The following is a 20550-nucleotide window of genomic DNA, read 5'->3' on the forward strand; positions in this document are numbered from 1 at the left end:
TCTAAAAAAAATAAAAACATAATTTATTTTTATTTCTGAATTTAAACTTATTATTATATTAATGAACAAATCATGTTATGATTGTTTACATAAATGTAAAAAAAAAGAAAAATTATTTCAAAAAAAACAATATGCATTAGATTGGTTAGCCAATATACAATCACCTTTTGAATATCAAAAATATGATATTATAGAAATAAAATTTAAAAATGATAGAAAAGAATTTTTTCTTAATCAAGAAAAAATACCCTTATCTCAAGGAGATATTGTAACTGTAGAACCTAAATCTGGAAATACAGGATACGATATAGGAGTAGTATATTTAACTGGAGAATTAGTAAAATTACAAACAAGAAATAAAATTATTAATTCAAATACTTTAAAAAAAGTATACAGGAAATCAACATATAAAGAAATAAATATTTGGAAATTTTTAAAAAAAAAAGAACCTTCCACTCTTTTAAAAGCTAAAAAAATTGCAAAAAATTTAAATCTTTATATGAAAATTTGTGATGTAGAATATCAAGGAGATGGAGAAAAGGCTATTTTTTATTATACAGCTGAAAATAGAATTGATTTCAGAAAGTTAATTAAAGAGTTCTCTTTACATTTTCATATACGCATAGAAATGCGACAGATAGGATATAGACAGGAAGCAGCCAAAATTGGTGGAATTGGTTCTTGTGGACGAGAACTTTGTTGTTCTACTTGGTTAAAAACTTTTAAAAGTGTAACAACAAATTCGGCGAGATATCAACAATTATCCATAAATATTCAAAAATTAACCGGACAATGTAGCAAATTGAAATGCTGTCTTAATTATGAATTAGATGCTTATTTGGATGCTATAAAAAATTTTCCAGACTTTAATAGCAAAATTCATACAGAAAAAGGAATTGCTAAATGTATGAAAATTGATATTTTTAAGAAAGAAATGTGGTTTTCTTATATCAAAAGACCTAATACTTGGTTCAAAATAAAAGTAAAAAAAATTAAAGAAATTTTAGAAAAAAATAAAATAACACCTTCTTTAGAGGAATTATCAACGATTAATACTATTCAAAAAACAGAATTAACATTTAAAGATTTGTCTATATAATAATAGAATTTTCATAATTACATTTTAAAATAATTTTACTTCGTGTATAAAAAAAAAAGTACAAAAATAAATCCTTATTTTCATAAACTTATTTTTTATTTTTGGTTTTTGTTTATTATAGGAATAAGTACGTTCATTAGTATTTTTTATGCAGCTTTTAAAGGTTATTTAGGTTCTTTACCTAATATTAAAGATATAGAAAATTCCACTATGAAAGTAGGATCAGAAGTATATGATTCTAATGGAATATTATTAGGTAGATTTTTTTCAGAAAATAGAACTTTGGTTAATTATCAACAACTTCCGAAAGATCTTGTGAACGCACTTCTTGCAAAAGAAGATATTCGTTTTCAATATCATTCTGGAATTGATATTAAATCTTTTCTTAGAGCGATCTTTTCTTTAGGAAAAAAAGGTGGTGGAAGTACAATATCACAACAGTTGGCTAAACTACTCTTTACAGGACCATCTGCAAAAAATAAATTCCAAAGGATACACCAGAAACTTTTAGAATGGGTTATGGCAATTGAATTAGAAAAACGTTATACAAAGGAAGAGATTATTACTATGTATTATAACAAATTTGATTTTTTATATAATGCAAAAGGAATAGAAACTGCATCTCACACTTATTTTAATAAAAAGGTTTCTGATTTAAATTTAGGAGAATGCGCTGTGTTAGTTGGAATGTTAGAAAATCCTTCTTTGTACAATCCCAAAAATTATCCTTTTAGAGCAAAACAACAAAGAAATTTAGTTTTATATCAAATGAAAAAATACAATTTTTTAAGTATTTATAAATATAAAAAAGAAATGGAAAAACCTCTAAAAGTTAATTTTAAAATACAAAAAAAAGATTTTGAATTGCTTACTTATTATGGTGAATTTTTAAAAAAAGAAATTCAAGAAGTTTTAGATGAGCATGAAAAAAAAACCGGGCAAAAACTAAATCTTTATTCTAGTGGATTAAAAATATATACATCTATTGATGCTAAAATGCAAAATTATGCAGAACAAGCAGTTAAAAGACATCTTAGCCAATTACAAATTCTGTTTAATCGTTTTCAAAAAACGAATAAAAATGCCCCATTTTTAAATATTTCTCCAGAAAAAACAAACCGTATTCTTATGTCTGCAATGCGTAGGACTTCTATTTACCAAGATTTAAAACAAAAAGGATTAACAGAAGATCAAATTATAAAAGAATTCAAAAAACCACAATTTATAAAATTATTTACTTGGAACGGATCCAAAAGAGTATTTATGTCACCATGGGATTTTATTCGTTACCAAAAAAGTATTATTCAAGCAGGAATGCTCTCAATAGAATCTTCTACTGGATTTATTAAAGCGTGGGTGGGGGGTGTAGATTTTAATTATTTTCAATATGATCATGTAGCAAAAACACAACGTCAAGTTGGGTCTATTTTTAAACCTATTTTGTATGCTGCAGCTATTAATGAATTACATTACAATCCTTGTACAAAAATTTCAAATGAGAAATTCCATTTAGGAAAATGGACTCCTAGAAATTCCAATGGAAAATACGGAGGTTTTCTTACTTTAAAAGATGGTTTAGCTTTTTCCGTTAATACAATTTCAGCTCGTTTAATATCACAAATGACTCCAAGTCCAGTAATTCATCTAGCAAAAAAAATGGGAATAGAATCTGTAATTCCTGAACATCCATCTATTGCACTTGGTTCTGCCGATTTAACTTTATATGAAATGACTGGAGCTTTTAACACATTTACGAATTATGGGACTTATGTAAAACCTTCTATTTTAGTGAAAATAGAGGATGAAAATGGTAACTTAATTAAAGAACATGTAGATCTTAGTAGAAGACAAGTTTTTAGTGAAGAAATTGGATATATTATGTTAAAATTAATGCAAGGAGTTGTGAAATATGGAACCGCAAAAAGATTAAAAACATACAATTTATCAGGAGATATAGCTGGAAAAACAGGAACAACTAATGAACATTCAGATGGATGGTTTATAGGTATGATTCCTAATTTAACTACTGGAGTTTGGGTTGGATGGGAAGATAGATTTTCTCATTTTGAGAGTATCAAATTAGGACAAGGAGCCAATATGGCTTTACCTATATGGGCTTATTATATGAAAAGTTTATATAAAGATATCAATTTGATTTATCATGAAAAATTGTTATTTCATAAGCCTAAAAATTATCAAACTTATTGGGACCATTGCAATGAAATTCATATTAAAGAACAAAACATAATTAATGAAGAAGAAAAGGAAAAAGAAAAAAATTCTTCAAAAGAAATTATAGATCTTGATGATAGTTTAAATTCAGAAAATAATAAAGATTATGATAAATAGTATATGATAAAAAAAGTATTAATTTTAGATAAAAATCATCCTTTTATTATATTCAAATTGAAAAAAGAAGGAATTATTTGTGATGAAAATTACAATGATTTAATTGATAAAATTGATGTATCTATATATGATGGTGTTATTTTAAGAAGTAGATTAAAAATAGATAAAAAATTTATTGAAAAAGCTAACAACTTGAAATTTATAGCTCGAATTGGATCTGGAACAGAAAATATAGATAAAAATTATGCTACAAAAAAAGGAATAACCTTAATTTCTTCCCCAGAAGGAAATAAAGACGCAGTTGCAGAACATGCAATAGGTATGCTTTTATGCATAATGAACAATATAATTTGTTCACATCAACAAATAATTACAAAAAAAAAATGGATTAGAGAAAATAATAGAGGAATAGAAATTATGGGAAAAACAATAGGTATCATTGGATATGGAAATATAGGAAAATCTTTTGCGAAAAAATTATCAAATTTTGATGTTAAAATATTATGTTATGACATTCTATCTAAAAGAGGGGATTTTTACGCAAAACAGGTTAATATGAATACAATTTTTAAAGAATCAGATATAGTAAGTTTGCACGTTCCTTATACAAAAAGGACAAAAGGAATGATAAACTATGATTTCATAAAAAAATTCAACAAATCTTTTTATTTAATAAATACTTCTCGTGGAGGATGTGTTATTACAAATGATTTAGTAGAAGCATTAAAAAATGGAAAAATATGTGGAGCATGTTTAGATGTGTTAGAATATGAAGAATTTTTTTTTGATAAAAAGATTTCTTGTCATAGAAAATTTTATAAAAAATTTCTTTATCTTATTCATTCTAATAAAGTAATATTTACACCACATATAGCAGGATGGACTAAAGAATCAAAATATAAAATGGATAAAAAAATTGTAGAAAAAATCATTTTTTTAAATCAAAAATTTATGAAAAATGATCATTTTAAATAATTTTTAAGCTATAGAGAGTATTATTCATTTTATCGACTTAAATTTTACTCACACGAATTTCAAAACTATATATTAATCCACAAAAAATTACATCTTGATCATTTTATCATTCAATAAACATCTTTTAAATATCTTCCTTCTTTTATCATTTTTTCTATAAAAACTTGTGAATCACATTTTCCTATTTGTTCTATAACATGAAAAATCATTTTTTCGACATCTATACTCATAGGAATTTTATTTCCGCAAACATAAATATAGGCTCCATTTTTTATCCAAGAAAAAAACTCTATTCTGTTTTCCCATATTTTATCTTGTACGTAAATTTTTTTTTCCTGATCTCTAGAAAAAGAAAAACTAACTTTATGAAGTATTCCTTTTTTTTTCCAATTTTTTATTTCTGTTTGATATAAAAAATTTGTGTCAAAATGTTGATCTCCAAAAAATAACCAATTTTTACCTTTAGCTTTTGTAACTTCTCTTTCATATAAAAAAGAACGAAAGGGAGAAATTCCAGTTCCAGGTCCAATAAGAATTATATCTTTATCCGATTTAGGTAATTTAAATATATGATTCTTATAAATTAGAAAAGATAGCTTATCTCCTATTTTTAATTTAGATAAAAAGTTGGAACAATGTCCATACACAGTTTTACCATTTAGTTGAAAATGATGACGAGATACAATAATATGAATTTCATTGTCATGAGCTGTAGGGGATGATGAAATGGAGTATAATCTAGGTTTTATAGGTTCTATAATTTTTATTAAATCTTTTAAAGAATATTTATTTTTCATAGGATATTCCATTAGTAGATTAATAAGTTTCCATTTATGATTTTTATAGTTTGAAAAAATATTATTTTTTTCAGATAATAAAGAATATTTTCTTAAAAAATTTTCAGACAAATGAAGAATATTTAGATTTTTTTTAAAAAGATTAAAAATCTTATTTTTTTCTTGGCATTCGTATTTTTCAAAATCTTTTTTTCTATTTTCTTTTATATATTTGATAATATCATTTACTTCATTATAGGGATTTTCAGGAAAAACTCCTATAGAATCTCCAGGTAGATATTCAACTTTTTTTTGAACGAAAATTTCAATATGACGAATTTCTTTATCAAGATCTTTTTTTTTATTATTTAAAATTATATTATTTACAACTTTTCCACATATTTTATAATTTATTATTTTTGTGTTTTTTTTTTTAAGAAAGTTAATAACTTCTAAAAACCATTTGTTTGCTTTAATTTCATAATCAACATCGCATTTATACAACGGAATAATTCTCACAGCTCCTATATTATGCAAACGTTTATCTACATCTTCTCCTGCTTTACAAAAATGAGAATAAGATTTATCTCCCAATGCTAATACACTATATTTCATTTTCTTTAAAAAAAGATTTTTATTACGATGAATAAAGTCAAAAAAGTCTTTTGCGGAAGAAGGAGGATCTCCTTCACCATGTGTACTCATTATAACAAAAAAATAATTTTCTTTTTCTAAATTTTTTAAGCAGTATTGATCTAAATTTATTAATTTAACTTGAAAATTTTCTTTTTTAACTTTTTGATAAAAATCAAAAGCTAAATTTTTAGCATTTCCTGTTTCTGTTCCATAAACTATAGTAATCTCGTTTTTTTTAGTAAGATCCTTCTTTTTTCGATGATAGAATAATAACCCAGATATATAACCACTCATCCATATAATTTCTTCTGGAGAAGATTCTTCTATCAGCTTAAGAAATATTTTTTTATTTGATTCAAATAACATTTTAATTTTTATTTTGTTTTTTTAAACAATAATTAAATTAATCTTTAAATCAATCAGATTTATAAGATCAAAAATTATTACGATTAATAGAGATTTCATCCATTACGAAAAAAGATTATCGACTGATAAATATCTTTCTCCAGTATCATAATTCAACGTTAATATTGTGGATTTTTTTGAAAATTTAGGCAATTGTTTTTCTATAGAAGAAAGAGATGCTCCAGTAGATATTCCAACAAGGATTCCTTCTTTTTTTGCCATTTTTTTAACATAATAAAAAGCTTCTTCTTTAGACACCAAAAAAGATCCGTCTAATATTTTAACATTTAAAATGGACGGAACAAAACCTGCACCTAAACCTTGCAAAGAATGAGGATTTGGTTTTCCTCCAAATATAACTGGAGATTCTATAGGTTCTACAGAATATATTTTTATATTTGGAAATTGGGTTTTCAATACTTCTCCAATTCCAGTAATATGCCCTCCAGTTCCTACTCCTGTTATAAAATAATCTATCCCTTTAGGAAAGGCATTAATTATTTCTTTTGCAGTTGTATTTTTATGTATATTCGGATTTGAAATATTATCAAATTGTTTAGGCATCCAAGAATTTGGAATAGTTTCTATTAGCTCTTCTGCTTTTTGAATTGCTCCTTTCATTCCATATTCTTTTGGAGTAAGAATAAATTTAGCTCCAAAAATAGAAAATAATTTCCTTCTTTCAATACTCATAGATTCTGGCATAACTAAAATAAGACGATATTTTTTAACAGAACAAACTATTGCTAACCCTATTCCTGTATTTCCAGATGTGGGTTCTATGATAATATCTCCTTTATGAATAATTTCTTTTTTTTCTGCATCCTCTATCATAGAGAGAGCAATTCTATCTTTAATGCTTCCTCCAGGATTATTTCTTTCTAATTTTATCCATACTTTATGATTAGGAAATAATCTTTTAAGACGTACATGAGGTGTATTTCCGATAGTTTTTAAAATACTATCAACTTTCATTTTTATTTTCTTTTTTTTATATCATAAAATTAATAGGATCAGGAAAAGGACTATTTTTTCGCATTTTTATTTCACTTTTTTGATAAACTATGGAAAAGGGTGGAATACTTTTTGTAACCCAAACATTTCCTCCAAGAACACTATCATGACCTATTATAGTTTCTCCTCCTAAAACAGTGGCTCCAGCATAAATTGTAACTTGATCTTCTATTGTAGGATGCCGTTTTATATTTGCTAGTTTTTTATCTACATGAATAGCTCCTAAAGTTACACCTTGATATATTTTAACTTTATCTCCTATTTCTGTACTAGAACCTATAACTATCCCTGTTCCATGATCAATAGAAAAAGCTTTTCCAATTCTTGCAGATGCATGAATATCAACTCCAGTTTGACTGTGTGCATATTCTGTAATCAATCTTGGAATAATCGGAATTTTTTGAATCCATAATTGATGAGCTATTCTATATAATGCAGTAGCAAAAAAACCAGGATAAGAAAGTAAAATTTCTTCTATAACTGTTGCTGCAGGATCCGATTTTAATATTGCATTAGCATCAATTATTAATGTTCTATAAATATTAGGAATTTCTTTAAAAAAATCTTGAGTGAAATAATAAGAATTTTTTTCATTTATACTTAATTCAATAAAAATTGAATATAAAAGTTTTTGTAATTTTTCATAATTCTTTTTAAGAAAAATCACATTATTCAAAATATTTTTATCTGGAGTAAATAAAATATGAAATAATGTTTTCACAAAATTTTCAGACTTTTTCTTATCAGGAAAAATATTTTTATTTCTATTATTTTCAAATATAGTTGTTAAAAATTTTAACATTTATTCTGTTTTTACTTTATAAAACAGTATTATGATAATTTGTTTATATTATGTGTTGCTTATGAATATAATAAAATTATTCTATTAAAATCTTAAAATAGATTTTAGACAAAAATCTTTGAATGAACGAATTTATGATTTTTTCAATTTTATAATATAATTTGGATTTGATTATTCAAATTTATTAAGTATTAAAAAAGTTTTCAATAGTTTCAAAGAAATAATAAAAATATCGTATTTATTTCATCTTCATTTTTACTTAGATGCAACGCAAATATAAGAATTTCTTTAGAAATTATTTTTTTAAAAAAAAACATGTTATATTACAAAAAATATTGTTTTATGAAGAAAATTAAAGTCATTAATCCTGTGGTAGAAATAAATGGAGATGAAATGGCTAGAATCATATGGAGATATATAAAAAAATATTTTATTTTACCCTATTTAGATATAGATATTATTTACTTTGATTTAGGGATAGAAAATAGAAATATTACAGACGATCAAGTTACTATAGATGCTGCTTATGCTATAAAGAAACATAATGTGGGAATTAAATGTGCTACAATTACACCAGATGAAAATAGAATGAAGGAATTTCGTTTAAAAAAAATGTGGAAATCTCCAAATGGAACTATTAGAAATATTATTAATGGAACTATTTTTAGAGAACCTATCATAGTAAATAATATTGTTCGTACAATTCCAAACTGGAATAATCCAATATGTATAGCTCGACATGCTTATGCTGATCAATATAACGCTATAGATTTTTTTATTGAGAAAAAAGGAAAATTATATATTTCTTTTATTCCAGATAATAACAACAACCATACAGAAAATAAACCAATAAAATTTAAGGTTTATCATTTTATGGGACCTGGCATTGCTATGGGTATGTATAATACAGATAAATCTATCTATGGATTTGCTCGTTCTTGTTTTAATTATTCTATATATAAAAAATGGCCTCTTTTTTTATCTACTAAAAATACTATATTAAAAATATATGATGGGAGATTTAAAAATATATTTCAAGAGATATATAATAATGAATTCAAATCAAAATTTGAAAAATTAAAAATTACTTATGAACATAGATTGATTGATGATATGATAGCAAAAGCAATTAAATCAAATGGAAAATTCATATGGGCATGCAAAAATTATGATGGTGATGTCTTATCTGATTGTATAGCTCAAGGATTTAGCTCATTAGGAATGATGACATCTATTTTATTAACTCCAGATGGAAAAACTTTAGAATCTGAAGCTGTCCATGGAACAATTACAAAACATTATAGATTACATCAAAATGGACAAGAAACATCCACTAATCCTATTGCTTCTATTTTTTCTTGGACTCGTGGCCTTAAACATCGTGCTTTTCTAGACAAAAATACAGATTTAAAAGTTTTTTCAGAAAAAATGGAAAAATCATGTATAGATTTTATAGAATCTGGAAAAATGACAAAAGATTTATTTCAATTATCTTTCAATAAAGAAAAAATAAATAATTATTTAAATACAAAAGAATTTCTTAAGGGATTAAAAGTTTTCTTTAAAAAAAGAATAAATCCAGAATAAATAGAATACGTTATATTTTTATTATTTTTTTTATAATTTCTTTTCTTTTGAATTTATCCAATAAATTATCTGTAAAATGAGAAACAAAAAAAATATTTTTAGGTTTAAAATGTTTTTTTTTACCATTAAAAATTGCATCTGGAATACATAAAGGAAAAGGATCTCCTTCTATAATTAATATTATTTTTTCTCCTAAAATTTTATCTGAAACTGACGATATAAAAAATCGTCTTCCATAAGGAATTAAAAAATTAATTTCTTTTTCTATTAACTCAGGAATAATTTTAATTCCTCCACTATTAATAATATTATCGTATCTACCTATCCAAGTAAATGTATTTTTGGAGATCATATGAACAATATCATTTGTTTGAAAAAATGAATCCATACAACATGGAGAAAAAATACCCAAACAATTTCTATGATCTACACTTAAAGAAACATCATGAAATGATTTATAAAAATTAGATTTATTTAATCCATTAATTTTTTTGATAGCTATATGACCTGAAGTTTCTGTCATTCCATAAGTAGCATAACAAACTGTTGGAATATTTTGCAATTTTTTTTCCAAAAAATTTGATATAGAAGATCCACCTATTAAAACAATTTTAATATTGTTTAGATGTTTTAAACTATAAAAAACTTGTATGGGGACCATTGACGCAATATCAAAATTTTCTTTAATATTTTTTAGAGGATTAGATGATGGAGGAATACAACATATTTTCCATTTAAAAATAATAGCACGTATTAAAAACATTTTGGATGCTATAAAATCTGGAGATAAACATAATAACCCTTTAATCCCTTTTTTTTTAAGTTTTAAAAATTCTACGGTTTTTATAGCTCTTTGATACATATGTTCTTTACGTAAAGAAATAATTTTAGGAACACCTGTAGTTCCAGAAGTTGAAGATAATATAGGTTTATTATCATACCAATTTTTTAAAAAAGAAAAAATAGAATTTTTCCAATTATCTTTTTCTTTTTTGGAAAAAAAGGTTAATATTTTTTTAGAAGAAAAGTCTATCCACATATTATTACTTATTTAATAATACTTTTATATCCCATTTTACACGTGGATTATTCCAAATAAAACCCTTTTCGATTTTTAAAGAAGAAATCCAATTATTTATATATAAAGCACCTGTACTTAAACCATGTACATTATTATATTTTTGATTATTATTATATTTTTTTCCCATTATAAAAGTCCATTGAGCAATAGCATTAATACCAATATTACTTTCTAAAGAAGAACTGATATACCATTTTATCCCTCTTTTACTAGCTTCTACTATCCATTCTTCAGATCCATAAAAACCACCATTTATACTAGGTTTTAATACAATATATTTAGGTTGAATAATATCTAATAACTTTTTTTTTTCTTCTAATACACTGATATTTTTTAATTCTTCGTCTAATGCTATAGGTAATTTTGATTTTTTACATATTATTGACATATCTTTCCAATTTCCGGATAATATTGGTTGTTCTACTGAATCGATTATATTTAAATCATAAAACTTTTTAAGAAAATACAAAGTGTCTTTTATATTACTAAAACAACCATTAGCATCTAAACGTATTTTTATAAATGGATATTTTCTTTTTATTTTTTTTAAAACAAAAAATTGGTTATTAAATAATTTTGGACTTATTTTCATTTTTATAAATGAAAAACCTCCATTAATTTTATCTTCTATTTTTTTTATTGCATTTTTTCTTTTTATGAAAGAATTTAACCATATTAAATAACTTATAGAAATTCCTTTTTTACCACAAAAAAATTCAGAATAATATAAAACAGGAAATTCATTTTTAAAACTTAAAAAAACTTGTTCCAAACCAAAAAAAATAGATGAATATGAAATATATTTATAATAATAACGTATTTCCATTTTTTTTAAGAAAAGAATTTTTTTAGAAACATTTTTTAGTTCTACTTCAAACTTTTTTAAGTTATTTAAAGCATACTGATCTAATATAGGGTTACATTCTCCTATTCCTATTCTAGAACCCTTTATTAAAATAATAAACCATATTACATTTTTTTGAAAAGTTCTATTAGAATTAAATATTTTTTTTTTAAAAAAAAATGTTCGTTTCTCTAAAAAACAATTTAATTCTCTACTCATTTTTATTAGAAATATATAGTTTTTCCTTTTTCCAATAAAACTAATTCTTTTCCTTTTTTGAAAAATCTTTCTTTTGCTTTTTCTTTATCAATTCGAATATCTACAAAAGTATCATAATGAACTCCTAATATTTTTTCTGATTTCAAAAAATTTGAGGCAATAATAGCTTCTTCTATATCCATTGTATACCTACCTCCTATCGGTAAAATAGAAAGTTTCAGCTTTCCAAAAGCTGGAATAATACTCATTTCATGCATCACAGATGTATCTCCAGAAATATACAAATTTCCTTCATCTGTATGTAAAAGAAAACCTCCTGGATTTCCTCCATAAGTACCATCGTTAAAAACGCTGGAATGAGCTGCCCAAACATATTTTAACTTTCCAAAAGGAAAAGATATAAAAGAACCATAATTTATTCCATATGTTTTTATACCTTTCTTACTAAAATAATTAGATATTTCATAATTAGAAATTACCAAAACATTGTTGAACTTACTTGCAAATAATTCCACATCACATACATGATCATAATGCGCATGAGTCAATAAAATGTAATCTACTCTTTTAATAAACTTTAAAAAGTTTGTGTTTATAAAAACAGGATTTCCAGAAAAAAAAGGGTCTACTAATAAACATTGATCATGTATTTCTAATATATATGTACTATGAGAAAAAAAAGTAATTTTCATAATATAAAACCAATTCCTATACTAATCCCATATAAAAAAGTAAATATCACTAATTTTTTCAATTCTAAATTGAACATTTTTTTTTCCTTCATATAAATTATTTCTTTTATATGCAATATTAAAAAAATCACAATAAAAATAAAAAAAAACCAATTATAAATAATTTTCTGATTCATAAGCATAAAATATATACCTAAGAATATTGATGTTAATATAATAATTGTATGATACAATTTAGCATATTTCATCCCTAACCATACAGGTATAGTATGTTTTCCTTTTTCATAATCATTATCCAAATCTCTCATATTATTCACATTTAAAACACCTACATTCAATAATCCTATAGATAAAGAAAGAAAAAATACATCTATAGATAAAATTTGTGTATATAGAAAATAGCTTCCTTCTACTGAAAGAATTCCAAAAAAAATCAATACGAATAAATCTCCCATTCCCGTTACATATCCATAAGGATTAGTTCCAACAGAATATTTTATTGAACTGTATATACATAATAAAATTCCTATGAAGTACATAAAAAAAATAAAAACATTATTCCATAATAATGTTTGATATAATAATAAAAAACCTGAAAAAAAAGATAATATGGAAAATACATAAATAGCTTTTTTCATTTCCAATAATGAAATATAACCACGTTCAATTGTTTTTTTAGGACCTATTCGTTTAAAACTATCTACTCCTGTAATACTATCTCCATAGTCGTTAGAAATATTTGCCAATATTTGTAATAATAAAGCAGTTAAAATAGAAAGAACGTAAGTTGTAAAACTTACATTTTTTATGGATTGAGATATAAGAAAACTCAAAGTAATTCCAGAACAGGATAAAAGTAAAGTGTGAATACGAATTGTATGAATCCAATATCTTAATTTCATAAGAATTTTGTAAACTTTTTAAAATTTGGAGATCTTTTTTCTAAAAATGCTCTTTTCCCTTCTTGAGATTCTTCCATTAAATAAAACATTAAAGTAGCATCTCCTGCTAATTGCATTAACCCATGTTGTCCATCCAATTCTGCATTTAAACTACGCTTTATCATCCTTAAAGACATAGGACTTCTTTTTTGTATAGTTTTACACCATTTTACAGTTTCTTTTTCTAATTCCTTCTTTTTCACTATTTTATTAATTAACCCCATCTTTAAAGCCTCCTTGGCTGTATACTTCTTACATAGAAACCACATTTCGCGTGTCTTTTTTTGTCCAATATGTCGAGCTAAATATGAACATCCAAATCCTCCATCAAAAGAACCTACTTTTGGTCCAACCTGACTAAAAATAGCATTATCTGATGCTATAGTTAAATCACAAACAACATGCAAAACATGTCCTCCTCCTATTGCATAACCATTAACCATAGCTATTACTGGTTTAGGTATTTCTCTTATTTTTTTATAAAAATCTAAAATATTTAATCTTGGTATTCCATCTTTACCTAAATATCCTCCAAAATCTCTTGTAGTTTGATCTCCTCCAGAACAAAAAGATTTTTCACCAGATCCGGTTATAATTAAAACATCTATGTCGCTTCTATTGCTACATATGTTTATAGCGTCTATCATTTCATTTACTGTTTCTACACGAAATGCATTATGACACCATGGTCTATTAATCTCTATTTTAGAGATACCTTCTCCAAAAAGAAATAAAATATCTTCATATTTTTTAATTGGAGACCAATCTATAATATTATTATCCATATAAAAAAATTAAAAATTGATGTTTATTTTTACAAAATAACAAAAAAAAGAGATTTCATCATTATGTTTATGTATCGTAATATGTTATCTATATCTATAGGAATTTCTATAAGTATTATAGAAATATTTTATGCTATTAAATTTGTAAAAAAATGGTTTGTGAAAACTAAATTTATACCATTAAAAAAGTTTAAATGTCTTTTAACTGAAGCTCCTACTGAATTTTTTATAATACTAATATTTTTTTACATTTCAGGAGCTTTATTAGGAGGTATGGTAACTGCCTCTTTAGCAAAACAAGCAAAAAAAGCTTATGCTATGTTGACTGGTTTGATTTTATTCATTATAATACTATTTCATATGTTTTTTTATCCATTTCCACTATGGTTCAAAATAATCATACTTTCTGTTTTTTTTCCTTCTTCATGTATAGGTGGAAATTTTATAGAATTTTTTTTTTTACAAAGAAAAAAATGAATATATTAACATATATATGAATCCAGATATATATCCTATTAAAGCAATCCAACTAATTTTTTTTAAGTACCAAAAAAAATCTATTTTTTCCATACTCATGGCTGCTACACCTGCAGCAGATCCTATAAGAAGAATGCTACCTCCTATTCCAGAAACATAAGCCATAAAATACCATAAATCATGATTAATAGGATAAGAAAACATAGCTATACTAGCAGCCATTAAAGGAACATTATCTATAATAGATGAAATTAATCCAAATAAAAAGGTTGTAATTTTCCATGTGTAAACAGTTTCATTGATCCAGTTTGATAAACTATATAATTTTCCCATAGACTCTAAACATGAAACAGAAAGTAAAATTCCTAGAAAAAACAAAATACTAGATATATCTATATTTTTAAATGTATCATCTAAAATAGATTTCGATTTATATTTTTTTGATACTATAAAAAGTAAAATTCCTAAAGAAAACATCATTCCCATATATGGTGGAATTCCTATTATAGTTTTGAAAATTGGAACAAGTAACATTAAAAATAAACCTATTTTCAGTATAAAAAAACCTTTATCTAGGTTTTCTTTTGAAAGATTATTTTTATTTATTTGAATAAATCCATTAAAAATAGGCATATAAGATGCTATTAAAGTAGAAATAATCATGCATAATAAAGACGGAATAAACACTTTTTTTATCAAATGAATTGTAGTCACTTTATCAGAAATCCATAACATAGTAGTGGTTATATCTCCAATTGGAGACCAGACCCCTCCCGCATTAGAAGATATAATAACTAAACCTAAATAATATAAACGTTCTTTATAATTAAAAATTGTTTTTCTAAGAAGAGAAATCAAAACCATAGTAGCTGTAAGATTATCTATAATAGCAGATAACAAAAAAGAAATTATACTTATAATCCATAAAAATTTACGTTTTGTATTTGTACAAAAAAATTTCTTTAATGCTTCAAATCCAAAGTATTTTTCAATAACTGTAATAATAGACATAGCTCCAATAAGAAAAAAAACAATTTCGGATGCTTTTCCTAAATGAAATAATAATAAGTATTTGGGATCTTTTTTCAGGATTAAATGTTGATCTAATTTATAATCATAAACAGGAATATTAAAAAACATGATTAAAGACCAACAAATAACGGCCATCAGAATAGATGGAATTACTTTATTTAAAGAAAAAAAATTCTCAAGAGTAATTAATAAATATCCAAGGATAAAAATTAAAATTACCATTTTATTTTTTTATCATTAGTAAATATTTAATTCCATTTTGAATAAAATGAATACTTCCCAAGTGTGTTTTCAATACGTAATAATTGATTATATTTTGAAATTCGTTCAGAACGACACAAAGAACCTGTTTTTATTTGTTCAACATTAAACGCAACAGAAAGATCCGCTATAAAAGAATCTTCAGTATCACCAGAACGGTGAGAAATAATGTTTTTGTACTTATTTTTTTTTGCATGAAGAATTGTTTCAATTGTTTCTGTTAATGTTCCAACTTGGTTTGCTTTAATTAAAATAGAATTTGCTACTTTTTCTTCTATTCCCTTACTTAATTTATTTACTTGTGTTACGAAAAGATCATCTCCAACCAATTGAATTTTATTTCCCATTTCATGAGTTAATAATTTCCATCCCTCCCAATCATTTTCATCCATTCCATCTTCAATAGATATAATAGGATATTTTCTTATTAAATAAGATAAATAACTTATATGTTCTTCTCTTGATTTTATTAAATCTTTTGTTTTTTTTTCTGATCGATCAAATTTAGAATAATCATATTGATTATTTTCGTAAAATTCAGATGCAGCACAATCTATAGCTATCGCTATTTGATCATAAGGTTCATAATTTGATAAATGTATAGCCTCTAATATGTGATCTAAAACATCTTCTACTCCATTAAAATTAGAAGGAGAAAACCCTCCTTCATCTCCTACATTAGTAGAAAAACCTTTTTCATTTAAAAGATTTTTTAACTGATAGAAAACTTTATGTCCCATTTGAAGTGCTTCTCCAAAAGTGTTTGCTTTTACAGGAACTATCATAAATTCTTGAAAGATTATAGAAGAAGTATTTGAATGTTTTCCTCCATTTACTATATTTATTAAAGGAATGGGAAGGGAACAGGTATAAATTCCTCCTATATATTTATAGATAGGAATGTTCAATTCGTTAGATGCCGCTTTTACAGTTGCTAAAGATATAGCTAAAATTGCATTGGATCCTAATCTTTTCTTGTTTATTGTACCATCTAATTCCAACATTAATTGATCAATATAAACTTGATCTAAAACAGATTTTCCAATCAATTCAGGAGCAATAATATCATTAACATTTTGAACTGCTTTTAAAACTCCTTTTCCCAAAAAAACATTTTCTTTATTATCACGTAATTCAAAAACTTCATTTTTTCCTTTTGATGCTCCAGATGGAACAGAAGCACGTCCCAATATGTTATTTTCTGTGATAACATCCACTTCTACAGTAGGATTACCTCTAGAATCCAATATTTGTCTGGCTTGAATATTTTTTATTTTACTCATTATTTATTTTTATACTTTTTTTCTTGCTACGTCTCACAGATTTTTTTTCTCTTTTTTTAGGAGTATATACTGTATTAAAATCCACTAATTCTATAAAGGAAAGAACAGCCTGGTCTCCCAAACGAAATCCAATTTTTATTATCCTAGTATACCCACCAGGACGTTCACGAACTTTTTCAAAAAAGCTTTTAAATAATTCTGAAACTGCTGTTTTATCTCTTAAATATGAAAAAATATTTCTTTTAGAATGAGTATTATTTATTTTTGATTTTGTGATAATAGGTTCCACATACATTCTCAATGCTTTAGCTTTAGCTAAAGTTGTAAAAATTCTTTTCTTTTTTATAAGAGAAGAAGCCATATTTGAAAGAAGAGATTTACGATGTCCACATTTTATTCCTAAATGATTATTTTTTTTTCTATGATTCATTAGTAATTTTATCTATGATTTTTTTAATTGAAATTCTTCTATATTCATTCCAAAATATAATCCTTTTTCTTTCATTTTACTTTCTAATTCATCCAATGATTTTTTACCGAAATTTCTCATTTTTAACATATTATTTCTACTACAACTCACCAAATCTGATATAGATTCTATAGAAGCAGATTTTAAACAATTTTTTGTACGAACAGATAGATCCATATCACTCAATTTAGATTTTAGTAATGTTTGCATTCGAATGAATTCTTCATTGTATTTTTTGTTCTTGTTAATTTTCTCTTGTTTTTTTTTTCCTATCCTTTCATAAGAAAAAATAGAAAAATATTGAATTAATATTTTAGAAGCTTCCATTAAAGCTAATTTTGGACAAATGGATCCATCTGTTTTAATTTCTAATGAAAGATTTTCAAAATCAGTTTTCTGTCCTACACGACAATTCTCTATTCTATATCTTACATTTTTAATGGGAGTATAAATAGAATCTATAGGAATTATATCAATTGAATCATCATTGTTTTTTTTATTTTCTTCTGCAGGAACATAACCTCTTCCTTCCTCAATCGTAAAACTTATTTCTAACGAACTTAATTCATCTTTGTTACAAATAACTAAATCATCATTTAAAATTTGAAATCCAGAAATAAATTTGTTTAAAACTTTTCCTGTTATTTGTTCCCCATGATCTATATAAGCATTAACCGTTTCTTTGCATATACCTGATATTTTTTGTTTAAAACGGATTTTTTTGAAATTTAAAACTATTTCAGTTACATCTTCAACTACTCCTTTTATAGTAGAAAATTCATATTTAACTCCTTTGATTCTAATAGAAGTAACTGCAAATCCTTTCAAAGAACTCAATAAAACTCTTCTTAAAGCATTTCCTATTGTAATTCCATATCCAGGTTCTAAAGGTTTTAAATGAAAAACACCTTTATTATCTGAAAATTCAGATATTGTAATTCTATCAGGTTTCACAAAATCTAGAATAGACATTTGTTTACTTATTTTGAATATAATTCAACAATCAATTGTTCTTTAATATTTTCAGGGATTTGTCCTCTTTTTGGTATTGTTCTAAATATACCAAACATATTTTTTTCATCTAAAATTAACCATTCAACTAATGGTCCTGTTTTATTATGGATGGAATCCAATATTACAGGATGTTTCTTAGATTTTTCTTTTATTCCTATTTTATCTCCTGGTTTTAACCTAAAAGATGGAATATTAACCACTTTATTATTAACTACAATATGTTTATGGGAGACAATTTGACGTGCTGAAGATCGAGATGGTGCAAATTTTAATCTAAAAACTATATTATCTAAACGACTTTCGCACGCTTGCAACAATAATTCTCCGGTTATTCCTTTCTTTTTTGCTGATTCAAAAAATAAACTTTCAAATTGTCGTTCTAATATACCATAAGTATATCTTGTTTTTTGTTTTTCTATTAATTGGATAAAATATTCTGAACGTTTACCTCTACGACGATTACTACCATGTTGACCAGATGGATATTTTCTTCTTTCAAAATATTTATCTTCTCCATAAATAGACTCTCCGAATCTTCTGGAAATCTTAGTTTTAGGTCCTATATATTTTGCCATAATTTTTTTTATGTTGATTTATAAACATAACATCATATAATATATTTATCATAATATTTATTAAACTCTTCTTCTTTTAGGAGGACGACAACCGTTGTGTGGCAATGGAGTGATATCTTTAATAATTGTAACTATAATACCAGAATTGCTCAAAGCACGTATAGCTGCATCTCTTCCAGCTCCAGGACCTTTAACTTTAACCTCGACTTTTTTTATTCCAGCATTTAATCCTTTTTTTGCTACATTTTCTGCTACCATTTGAGCAGCATATGGTGTATTTTTTTTCGATCCTTTAAAATTCATTTTTCCAGCAGAAGACCATGCAATCACATCCCCTTTTTTGTTTGTTAAAGTTATAATAATATTATTAAAAGTAGCTTGAATATGAGCCTCTCCCACAGGATCTACTACTACTGATTTTTTTTTCCCCGTTTTTCCCGATGATGGTTTTCTCATGTTTATTTTGTCACTTTCTTTTTATTAGCTACAGTCTTTTTTTTTCCTTTTCTAGTTCTGCAGTTATTTTTTGTTTTTTGTCCTCTTGACGGTAATCCTTTTCTATGTCTGGTTCCTATATAACAACCTATATCCATCAATCGTTTAATGTTGAGTTGTGTTTCAGATCTTAATTCTCCTTCAATTTTTATATGATCAGATATATATTTCCTAATTTTACTAATATCATCATCAGACCAGTTTTCCACTTTTTTATTTTCATCTATTCCGACAGAATAAAGTATTTTTTTGGATAAACTTCTACCTATTCCATATAAATAAGTAAGACCGATAATTCCTCTTTTAGATCTTGGAAGATCTATTCCTGAAATTCTTACAGACATAAATTAATGTATGTTAACCTTGTTTTTGTTTAAATCTAGGATTTTTTTTGTTTATAATACGTAAACGTCCTTTTCTTCTAACAATTTTGCAATTATCAGTTCTTTTTTTTAAAGATGCTCTTATTTTCATAACATATATTTTTTTAATATTTTCAATATCTGTAAGTAATTCTTCCTCTTTCTAAATCATAAGAAGACATTTCTAATCTCACTTTATCTCCAGGTAATATTTTTATATAATGCATTCTCATTTTTCCTGATATATGAGCTTTAACAATACACCCATTTTCTAATTCTACACGAAACATTGCATTTGGAGACGATTCAACAATTGTCCCATCAACTTCTATATGCTTTTGCTTAGCCATATAAATAATGAATTGAATTTAAAAAAT

The 20550-nt window shown here is 25.0% G+C and carries 22 protein-coding genes; 5 read left to right on the forward strand and 17 right to left on the reverse strand.

What is annotated here, in order from left to right:
* Nucleotides 1-61 precede the first annotated feature (61 nt).
* Genes H0H44_RS01770 through H0H44_RS01780 form a run of 3 tightly spaced genes read left to right on the forward strand, consistent with a single transcriptional unit; the run spans nucleotide 62 to nucleotide 4423 of the window.
* Nucleotides 62-1099, forward strand: coding sequence for a PSP1 domain-containing protein (locus H0H44_RS01770; protein ID WP_185871429.1), 1038 nt, complete (start codon nucleotides 62-64; stop codon nucleotides 1097-1099).
* Nucleotides 1100-1141: 42 nt separating this feature from the next.
* Complete coding sequence (locus H0H44_RS01775) at nucleotides 1142-3448, forward strand: transglycosylase domain-containing protein (protein WP_185871430.1); 2307 nt, start codon at nucleotides 1142-1144, stop codon at nucleotides 3446-3448.
* Nucleotides 3449-3451: 3 nt separating this feature from the next.
* Complete coding sequence (locus H0H44_RS01780) at nucleotides 3452-4423, forward strand: NAD(P)-dependent oxidoreductase (RefSeq protein WP_185871431.1); 972 nt, start codon at nucleotides 3452-3454, stop codon at nucleotides 4421-4423.
* A 110-nt stretch (nucleotides 4424-4533) separates the two neighbouring features.
* Here H0H44_RS01780 and H0H44_RS01785 read toward each other — a convergent pair whose 3' ends face one another.
* The 3 genes from H0H44_RS01785 to H0H44_RS01795 all read right to left on the reverse strand — a co-directional run bounded on the left by H0H44_RS01785 (nucleotide 4534) and on the right by H0H44_RS01795 (nucleotide 8056).
* Nucleotides 4534-6201, reverse strand: a complete 1668-nt coding sequence (locus H0H44_RS01785; protein ID WP_185871432.1) for a diflavin oxidoreductase — start codon at nucleotides 6199-6201, stop codon at nucleotides 4534-4536.
* Between the two features lie 102 nt (nucleotides 6202-6303).
* A complete protein-coding gene (gene cysK, locus H0H44_RS01790; protein WP_185871433.1) occupies nucleotides 6304-7215 on the reverse strand; it encodes a cysteine synthase A in 912 nt (303 codons plus the stop codon).
* Nucleotides 7216-7231: 16 nt separating this feature from the next.
* Nucleotides 7232-8056: a serine O-acetyltransferase gene (locus tag H0H44_RS01795; RefSeq protein WP_185871434.1), complete on the reverse strand. Its 825-nt coding sequence runs from the start codon at nucleotides 8054-8056 to the stop codon at nucleotides 7232-7234.
* 342 nt (nucleotides 8057-8398) lie between these two features.
* Between H0H44_RS01795 and H0H44_RS01800 the strand changes: the two genes are divergently transcribed.
* Nucleotides 8399-9643 carry an NADP-dependent isocitrate dehydrogenase gene (locus H0H44_RS01800; protein ID WP_185871435.1) on the forward strand — a complete coding sequence of 415 codons (1245 nt, stop codon included), beginning with the start codon at nucleotides 8399-8401 and terminating at the stop codon, nucleotides 9641-9643.
* A 10-nt stretch (nucleotides 9644-9653) separates the two neighbouring features.
* Here H0H44_RS01800 and H0H44_RS01805 read toward each other — a convergent pair whose 3' ends face one another.
* From H0H44_RS01805 to menB, 5 genes are read right to left on the reverse strand one after another with little or no spacing between them, the layout of a single operon-like run.
* The gene (locus H0H44_RS01805) at nucleotides 9654-10682 is read right to left on the reverse strand and encodes an AMP-binding protein (protein WP_185871436.1); all 1029 of its coding nucleotides are present in this window, start codon (nucleotides 10680-10682) and stop codon (nucleotides 9654-9656) included.
* Nucleotides 10683-10686: 4 nt separating this feature from the next.
* On the reverse strand, nucleotides 10687-11787 hold the full coding sequence (locus tag H0H44_RS01810) for an enolase C-terminal domain-like protein (protein WP_185871437.1): 1101 nt from the start codon (nucleotides 11785-11787) through the stop codon (nucleotides 10687-10689).
* A gap of 5 nt (nucleotides 11788-11792) precedes the next feature.
* Nucleotides 11793-12479 (reverse strand): metal-dependent hydrolase, encoded by a 687-nt coding sequence (locus H0H44_RS01815; protein WP_185871438.1) that lies wholly within the window; start codon nucleotides 12477-12479, stop codon nucleotides 11793-11795.
* Entirely contained in the window at nucleotides 12476-13381 is a 906-nt protein-coding gene (menA, locus tag H0H44_RS01820; RefSeq protein ID WP_185871439.1) for a 1,4-dihydroxy-2-naphthoate octaprenyltransferase, read from the reverse strand. Before menA ends, H0H44_RS01815 begins: the two co-directional genes overlap by 4 nt.
* Complete coding sequence (menB, locus tag H0H44_RS01825) at nucleotides 13378-14205, reverse strand: 1,4-dihydroxy-2-naphthoyl-CoA synthase (RefSeq protein ID WP_185871440.1); 828 nt, start codon at nucleotides 14203-14205, stop codon at nucleotides 13378-13380. The genes menA and menB overlap by 4 nt, the downstream gene beginning before the upstream one ends.
* 81 nt (nucleotides 14206-14286) lie before the next feature.
* On the opposite strand from menB, the gene H0H44_RS01830 reads away from it, so the two are divergent.
* Entirely contained in the window at nucleotides 14287-14682 is a 396-nt protein-coding gene (locus tag H0H44_RS01830; RefSeq protein WP_317168625.1) for a hypothetical protein, read from the forward strand.
* On the opposite strand, the gene H0H44_RS01835 is transcribed toward H0H44_RS01830, so the two are convergent.
* From H0H44_RS01835 to infA, 9 genes are read right to left on the reverse strand one after another with little or no spacing between them, the layout of a single operon-like run.
* Nucleotides 14665-15936 (reverse strand): SLC13 family permease, encoded by a 1272-nt coding sequence (locus tag H0H44_RS01835; protein WP_185871441.1) that lies wholly within the window; start codon nucleotides 15934-15936, stop codon nucleotides 14665-14667. The genes H0H44_RS01830 and H0H44_RS01835 overlap by 18 nt on opposite strands.
* A 26-nt stretch (nucleotides 15937-15962) precedes the next feature.
* Nucleotides 15963-17258, reverse strand: coding sequence for a phosphopyruvate hydratase (eno, locus tag H0H44_RS01840; protein ID WP_185871442.1), 1296 nt, complete (start codon nucleotides 17256-17258; stop codon nucleotides 15963-15965).
* Nucleotides 17251-17688 (reverse strand): 50S ribosomal protein L17, encoded by a 438-nt coding sequence (rplQ, locus tag H0H44_RS01845; protein ID WP_185871443.1) that lies wholly within the window; start codon nucleotides 17686-17688, stop codon nucleotides 17251-17253. Before rplQ ends, eno begins: the two co-directional genes overlap by 8 nt.
* A 12-nt stretch (nucleotides 17689-17700) precedes the next feature.
* Nucleotides 17701-18699, reverse strand: coding sequence for a DNA-directed RNA polymerase subunit alpha (locus tag H0H44_RS01850; protein WP_185871444.1), 999 nt, complete (start codon nucleotides 18697-18699; stop codon nucleotides 17701-17703).
* Nucleotides 18700-18707: 8 nt separating this feature from the next.
* Nucleotides 18708-19316, reverse strand: a complete 609-nt coding sequence (rpsD, locus tag H0H44_RS01855) for a 30S ribosomal protein S4 (RefSeq protein WP_185871445.1) — start codon at nucleotides 19314-19316, stop codon at nucleotides 18708-18710.
* A 60-nt stretch (nucleotides 19317-19376) separates the two neighbouring features.
* Nucleotides 19377-19772 carry a 30S ribosomal protein S11 gene (gene rpsK / locus H0H44_RS01860; RefSeq protein ID WP_185871446.1) on the reverse strand — a complete coding sequence of 132 codons (396 nt, stop codon included), beginning with the start codon at nucleotides 19770-19772 and terminating at the stop codon, nucleotides 19377-19379.
* A 2-nt stretch (nucleotides 19773-19774) separates the two neighbouring features.
* Nucleotides 19775-20155, reverse strand: a complete 381-nt coding sequence (rpsM, locus tag H0H44_RS01865; RefSeq protein ID WP_185871447.1) for a 30S ribosomal protein S13 — start codon at nucleotides 20153-20155, stop codon at nucleotides 19775-19777.
* A gap of 13 nt (nucleotides 20156-20168) precedes the next feature.
* A complete protein-coding gene (gene rpmJ, locus H0H44_RS01870; RefSeq protein WP_185871448.1) occupies nucleotides 20169-20285 on the reverse strand; it encodes a 50S ribosomal protein L36 in 117 nt (38 codons plus the stop codon).
* 22 nt (nucleotides 20286-20307) lie between these two features.
* On the reverse strand, nucleotides 20308-20523 hold the full coding sequence (gene infA, locus H0H44_RS01875) for a translation initiation factor IF-1 (protein ID WP_185859096.1): 216 nt from the start codon (nucleotides 20521-20523) through the stop codon (nucleotides 20308-20310).
* Nucleotides 20524-20550 lie beyond the last annotated feature (27 nt).

The sequence above is a fragment of the Blattabacterium cuenoti genome (assembly GCF_014252115.1).
In the GTDB taxonomy this organism is placed as follows: domain Bacteria; phylum Bacteroidota; class Bacteroidia; order Flavobacteriales; family Blattabacteriaceae; genus Blattabacterium; species Blattabacterium cuenoti_AK.

Bases quoted from the DNA above. Each gene is read 5' to 3' on its own strand.
- H0H44_RS01780 (WP_185871431.1), top strand. From the start codon at position 3,452: ATGATAAAAAAAGTATTAATTTTAGATAAAAATCATCCTTTTATTATA.
- rpsK (WP_185871446.1), bottom strand. From the start codon at position 19,772: ATGAGAAAACCATCATCGGGAAAAACGGGGAAAAAAAAATCAGTAGTA.
- H0H44_RS01785 (WP_185871432.1), bottom strand. From the start codon at position 6,201: ATGTTATTTGAATCAAATAAAAAAATATTTCTTAAGCTGATAGAAGAA.
- rpsM (WP_185871447.1), bottom strand. From the start codon at position 20,155: ATGTCTGTAAGAATTTCAGGAATAGATCTTCCAAGATCTAAAAGAGGA.
- H0H44_RS01770 (WP_185871429.1), top strand. From the start codon at position 62: ATGAACAAATCATGTTATGATTGTTTACATAAATGTAAAAAAAAAGAA.
- rpmJ (WP_185871448.1), bottom strand. From the start codon at position 20,285: ATGAAAATAAGAGCATCTTTAAAAAAAAGAACTGATAATTGCAAAATT.
- H0H44_RS01810 (WP_185871437.1), bottom strand. From the start codon at position 11,787: ATGAGTAGAGAATTAAATTGTTTTTTAGAGAAACGAACATTTTTTTTT.
- H0H44_RS01835 (WP_185871441.1), bottom strand. From the start codon at position 15,936: ATGGTAATTTTAATTTTTATCCTTGGATATTTATTAATTACTCTTGAG.
- rplQ (WP_185871443.1), bottom strand. From the start codon at position 17,688: ATGAATCATAGAAAAAAAAATAATCATTTAGGAATAAAATGTGGACAT.
- H0H44_RS01850 (WP_185871444.1), bottom strand. From the start codon at position 18,699: ATGTCTATTCTAGATTTTGTGAAACCTGATAGAATTACAATATCTGAA.
- menB (WP_185871440.1), bottom strand. From the start codon at position 14,205: ATGGATAATAATATTATAGATTGGTCTCCAATTAAAAAATATGAAGAT.
- H0H44_RS01830 (WP_317168625.1), top strand. From the start codon at position 14,287: ATGTTATCTATATCTATAGGAATTTCTATAAGTATTATAGAAATATTT.
- eno (WP_185871442.1), bottom strand. From the start codon at position 17,258: ATGAGTAAAATAAAAAATATTCAAGCCAGACAAATATTGGATTCTAGA.
- cysK (WP_185871433.1), bottom strand. From the start codon at position 7,215: ATGAAAGTTGATAGTATTTTAAAAACTATCGGAAATACACCTCATGTA.
- H0H44_RS01815 (WP_185871438.1), bottom strand. From the start codon at position 12,479: ATGAAAATTACTTTTTTTTCTCATAGTACATATATATTAGAAATACAT.
- menA (WP_185871439.1), bottom strand. From the start codon at position 13,381: ATGAAATTAAGATATTGGATTCATACAATTCGTATTCACACTTTACTT.
- H0H44_RS01805 (WP_185871436.1), bottom strand. From the start codon at position 10,682: ATGTGGATAGACTTTTCTTCTAAAAAAATATTAACCTTTTTTTCCAAA.
- infA (WP_185859096.1), bottom strand. From the start codon at position 20,523: ATGGCTAAGCAAAAGCATATAGAAGTTGATGGGACAATTGTTGAATCG.
- rpsD (WP_185871445.1), bottom strand. From the start codon at position 19,316: ATGGCAAAATATATAGGACCTAAAACTAAGATTTCCAGAAGATTCGGA.
- H0H44_RS01800 (WP_185871435.1), top strand. From the start codon at position 8,399: ATGAAGAAAATTAAAGTCATTAATCCTGTGGTAGAAATAAATGGAGAT.
- H0H44_RS01795 (WP_185871434.1), bottom strand. From the start codon at position 8,056: ATGTTAAAATTTTTAACAACTATATTTGAAAATAATAGAAATAAAAAT.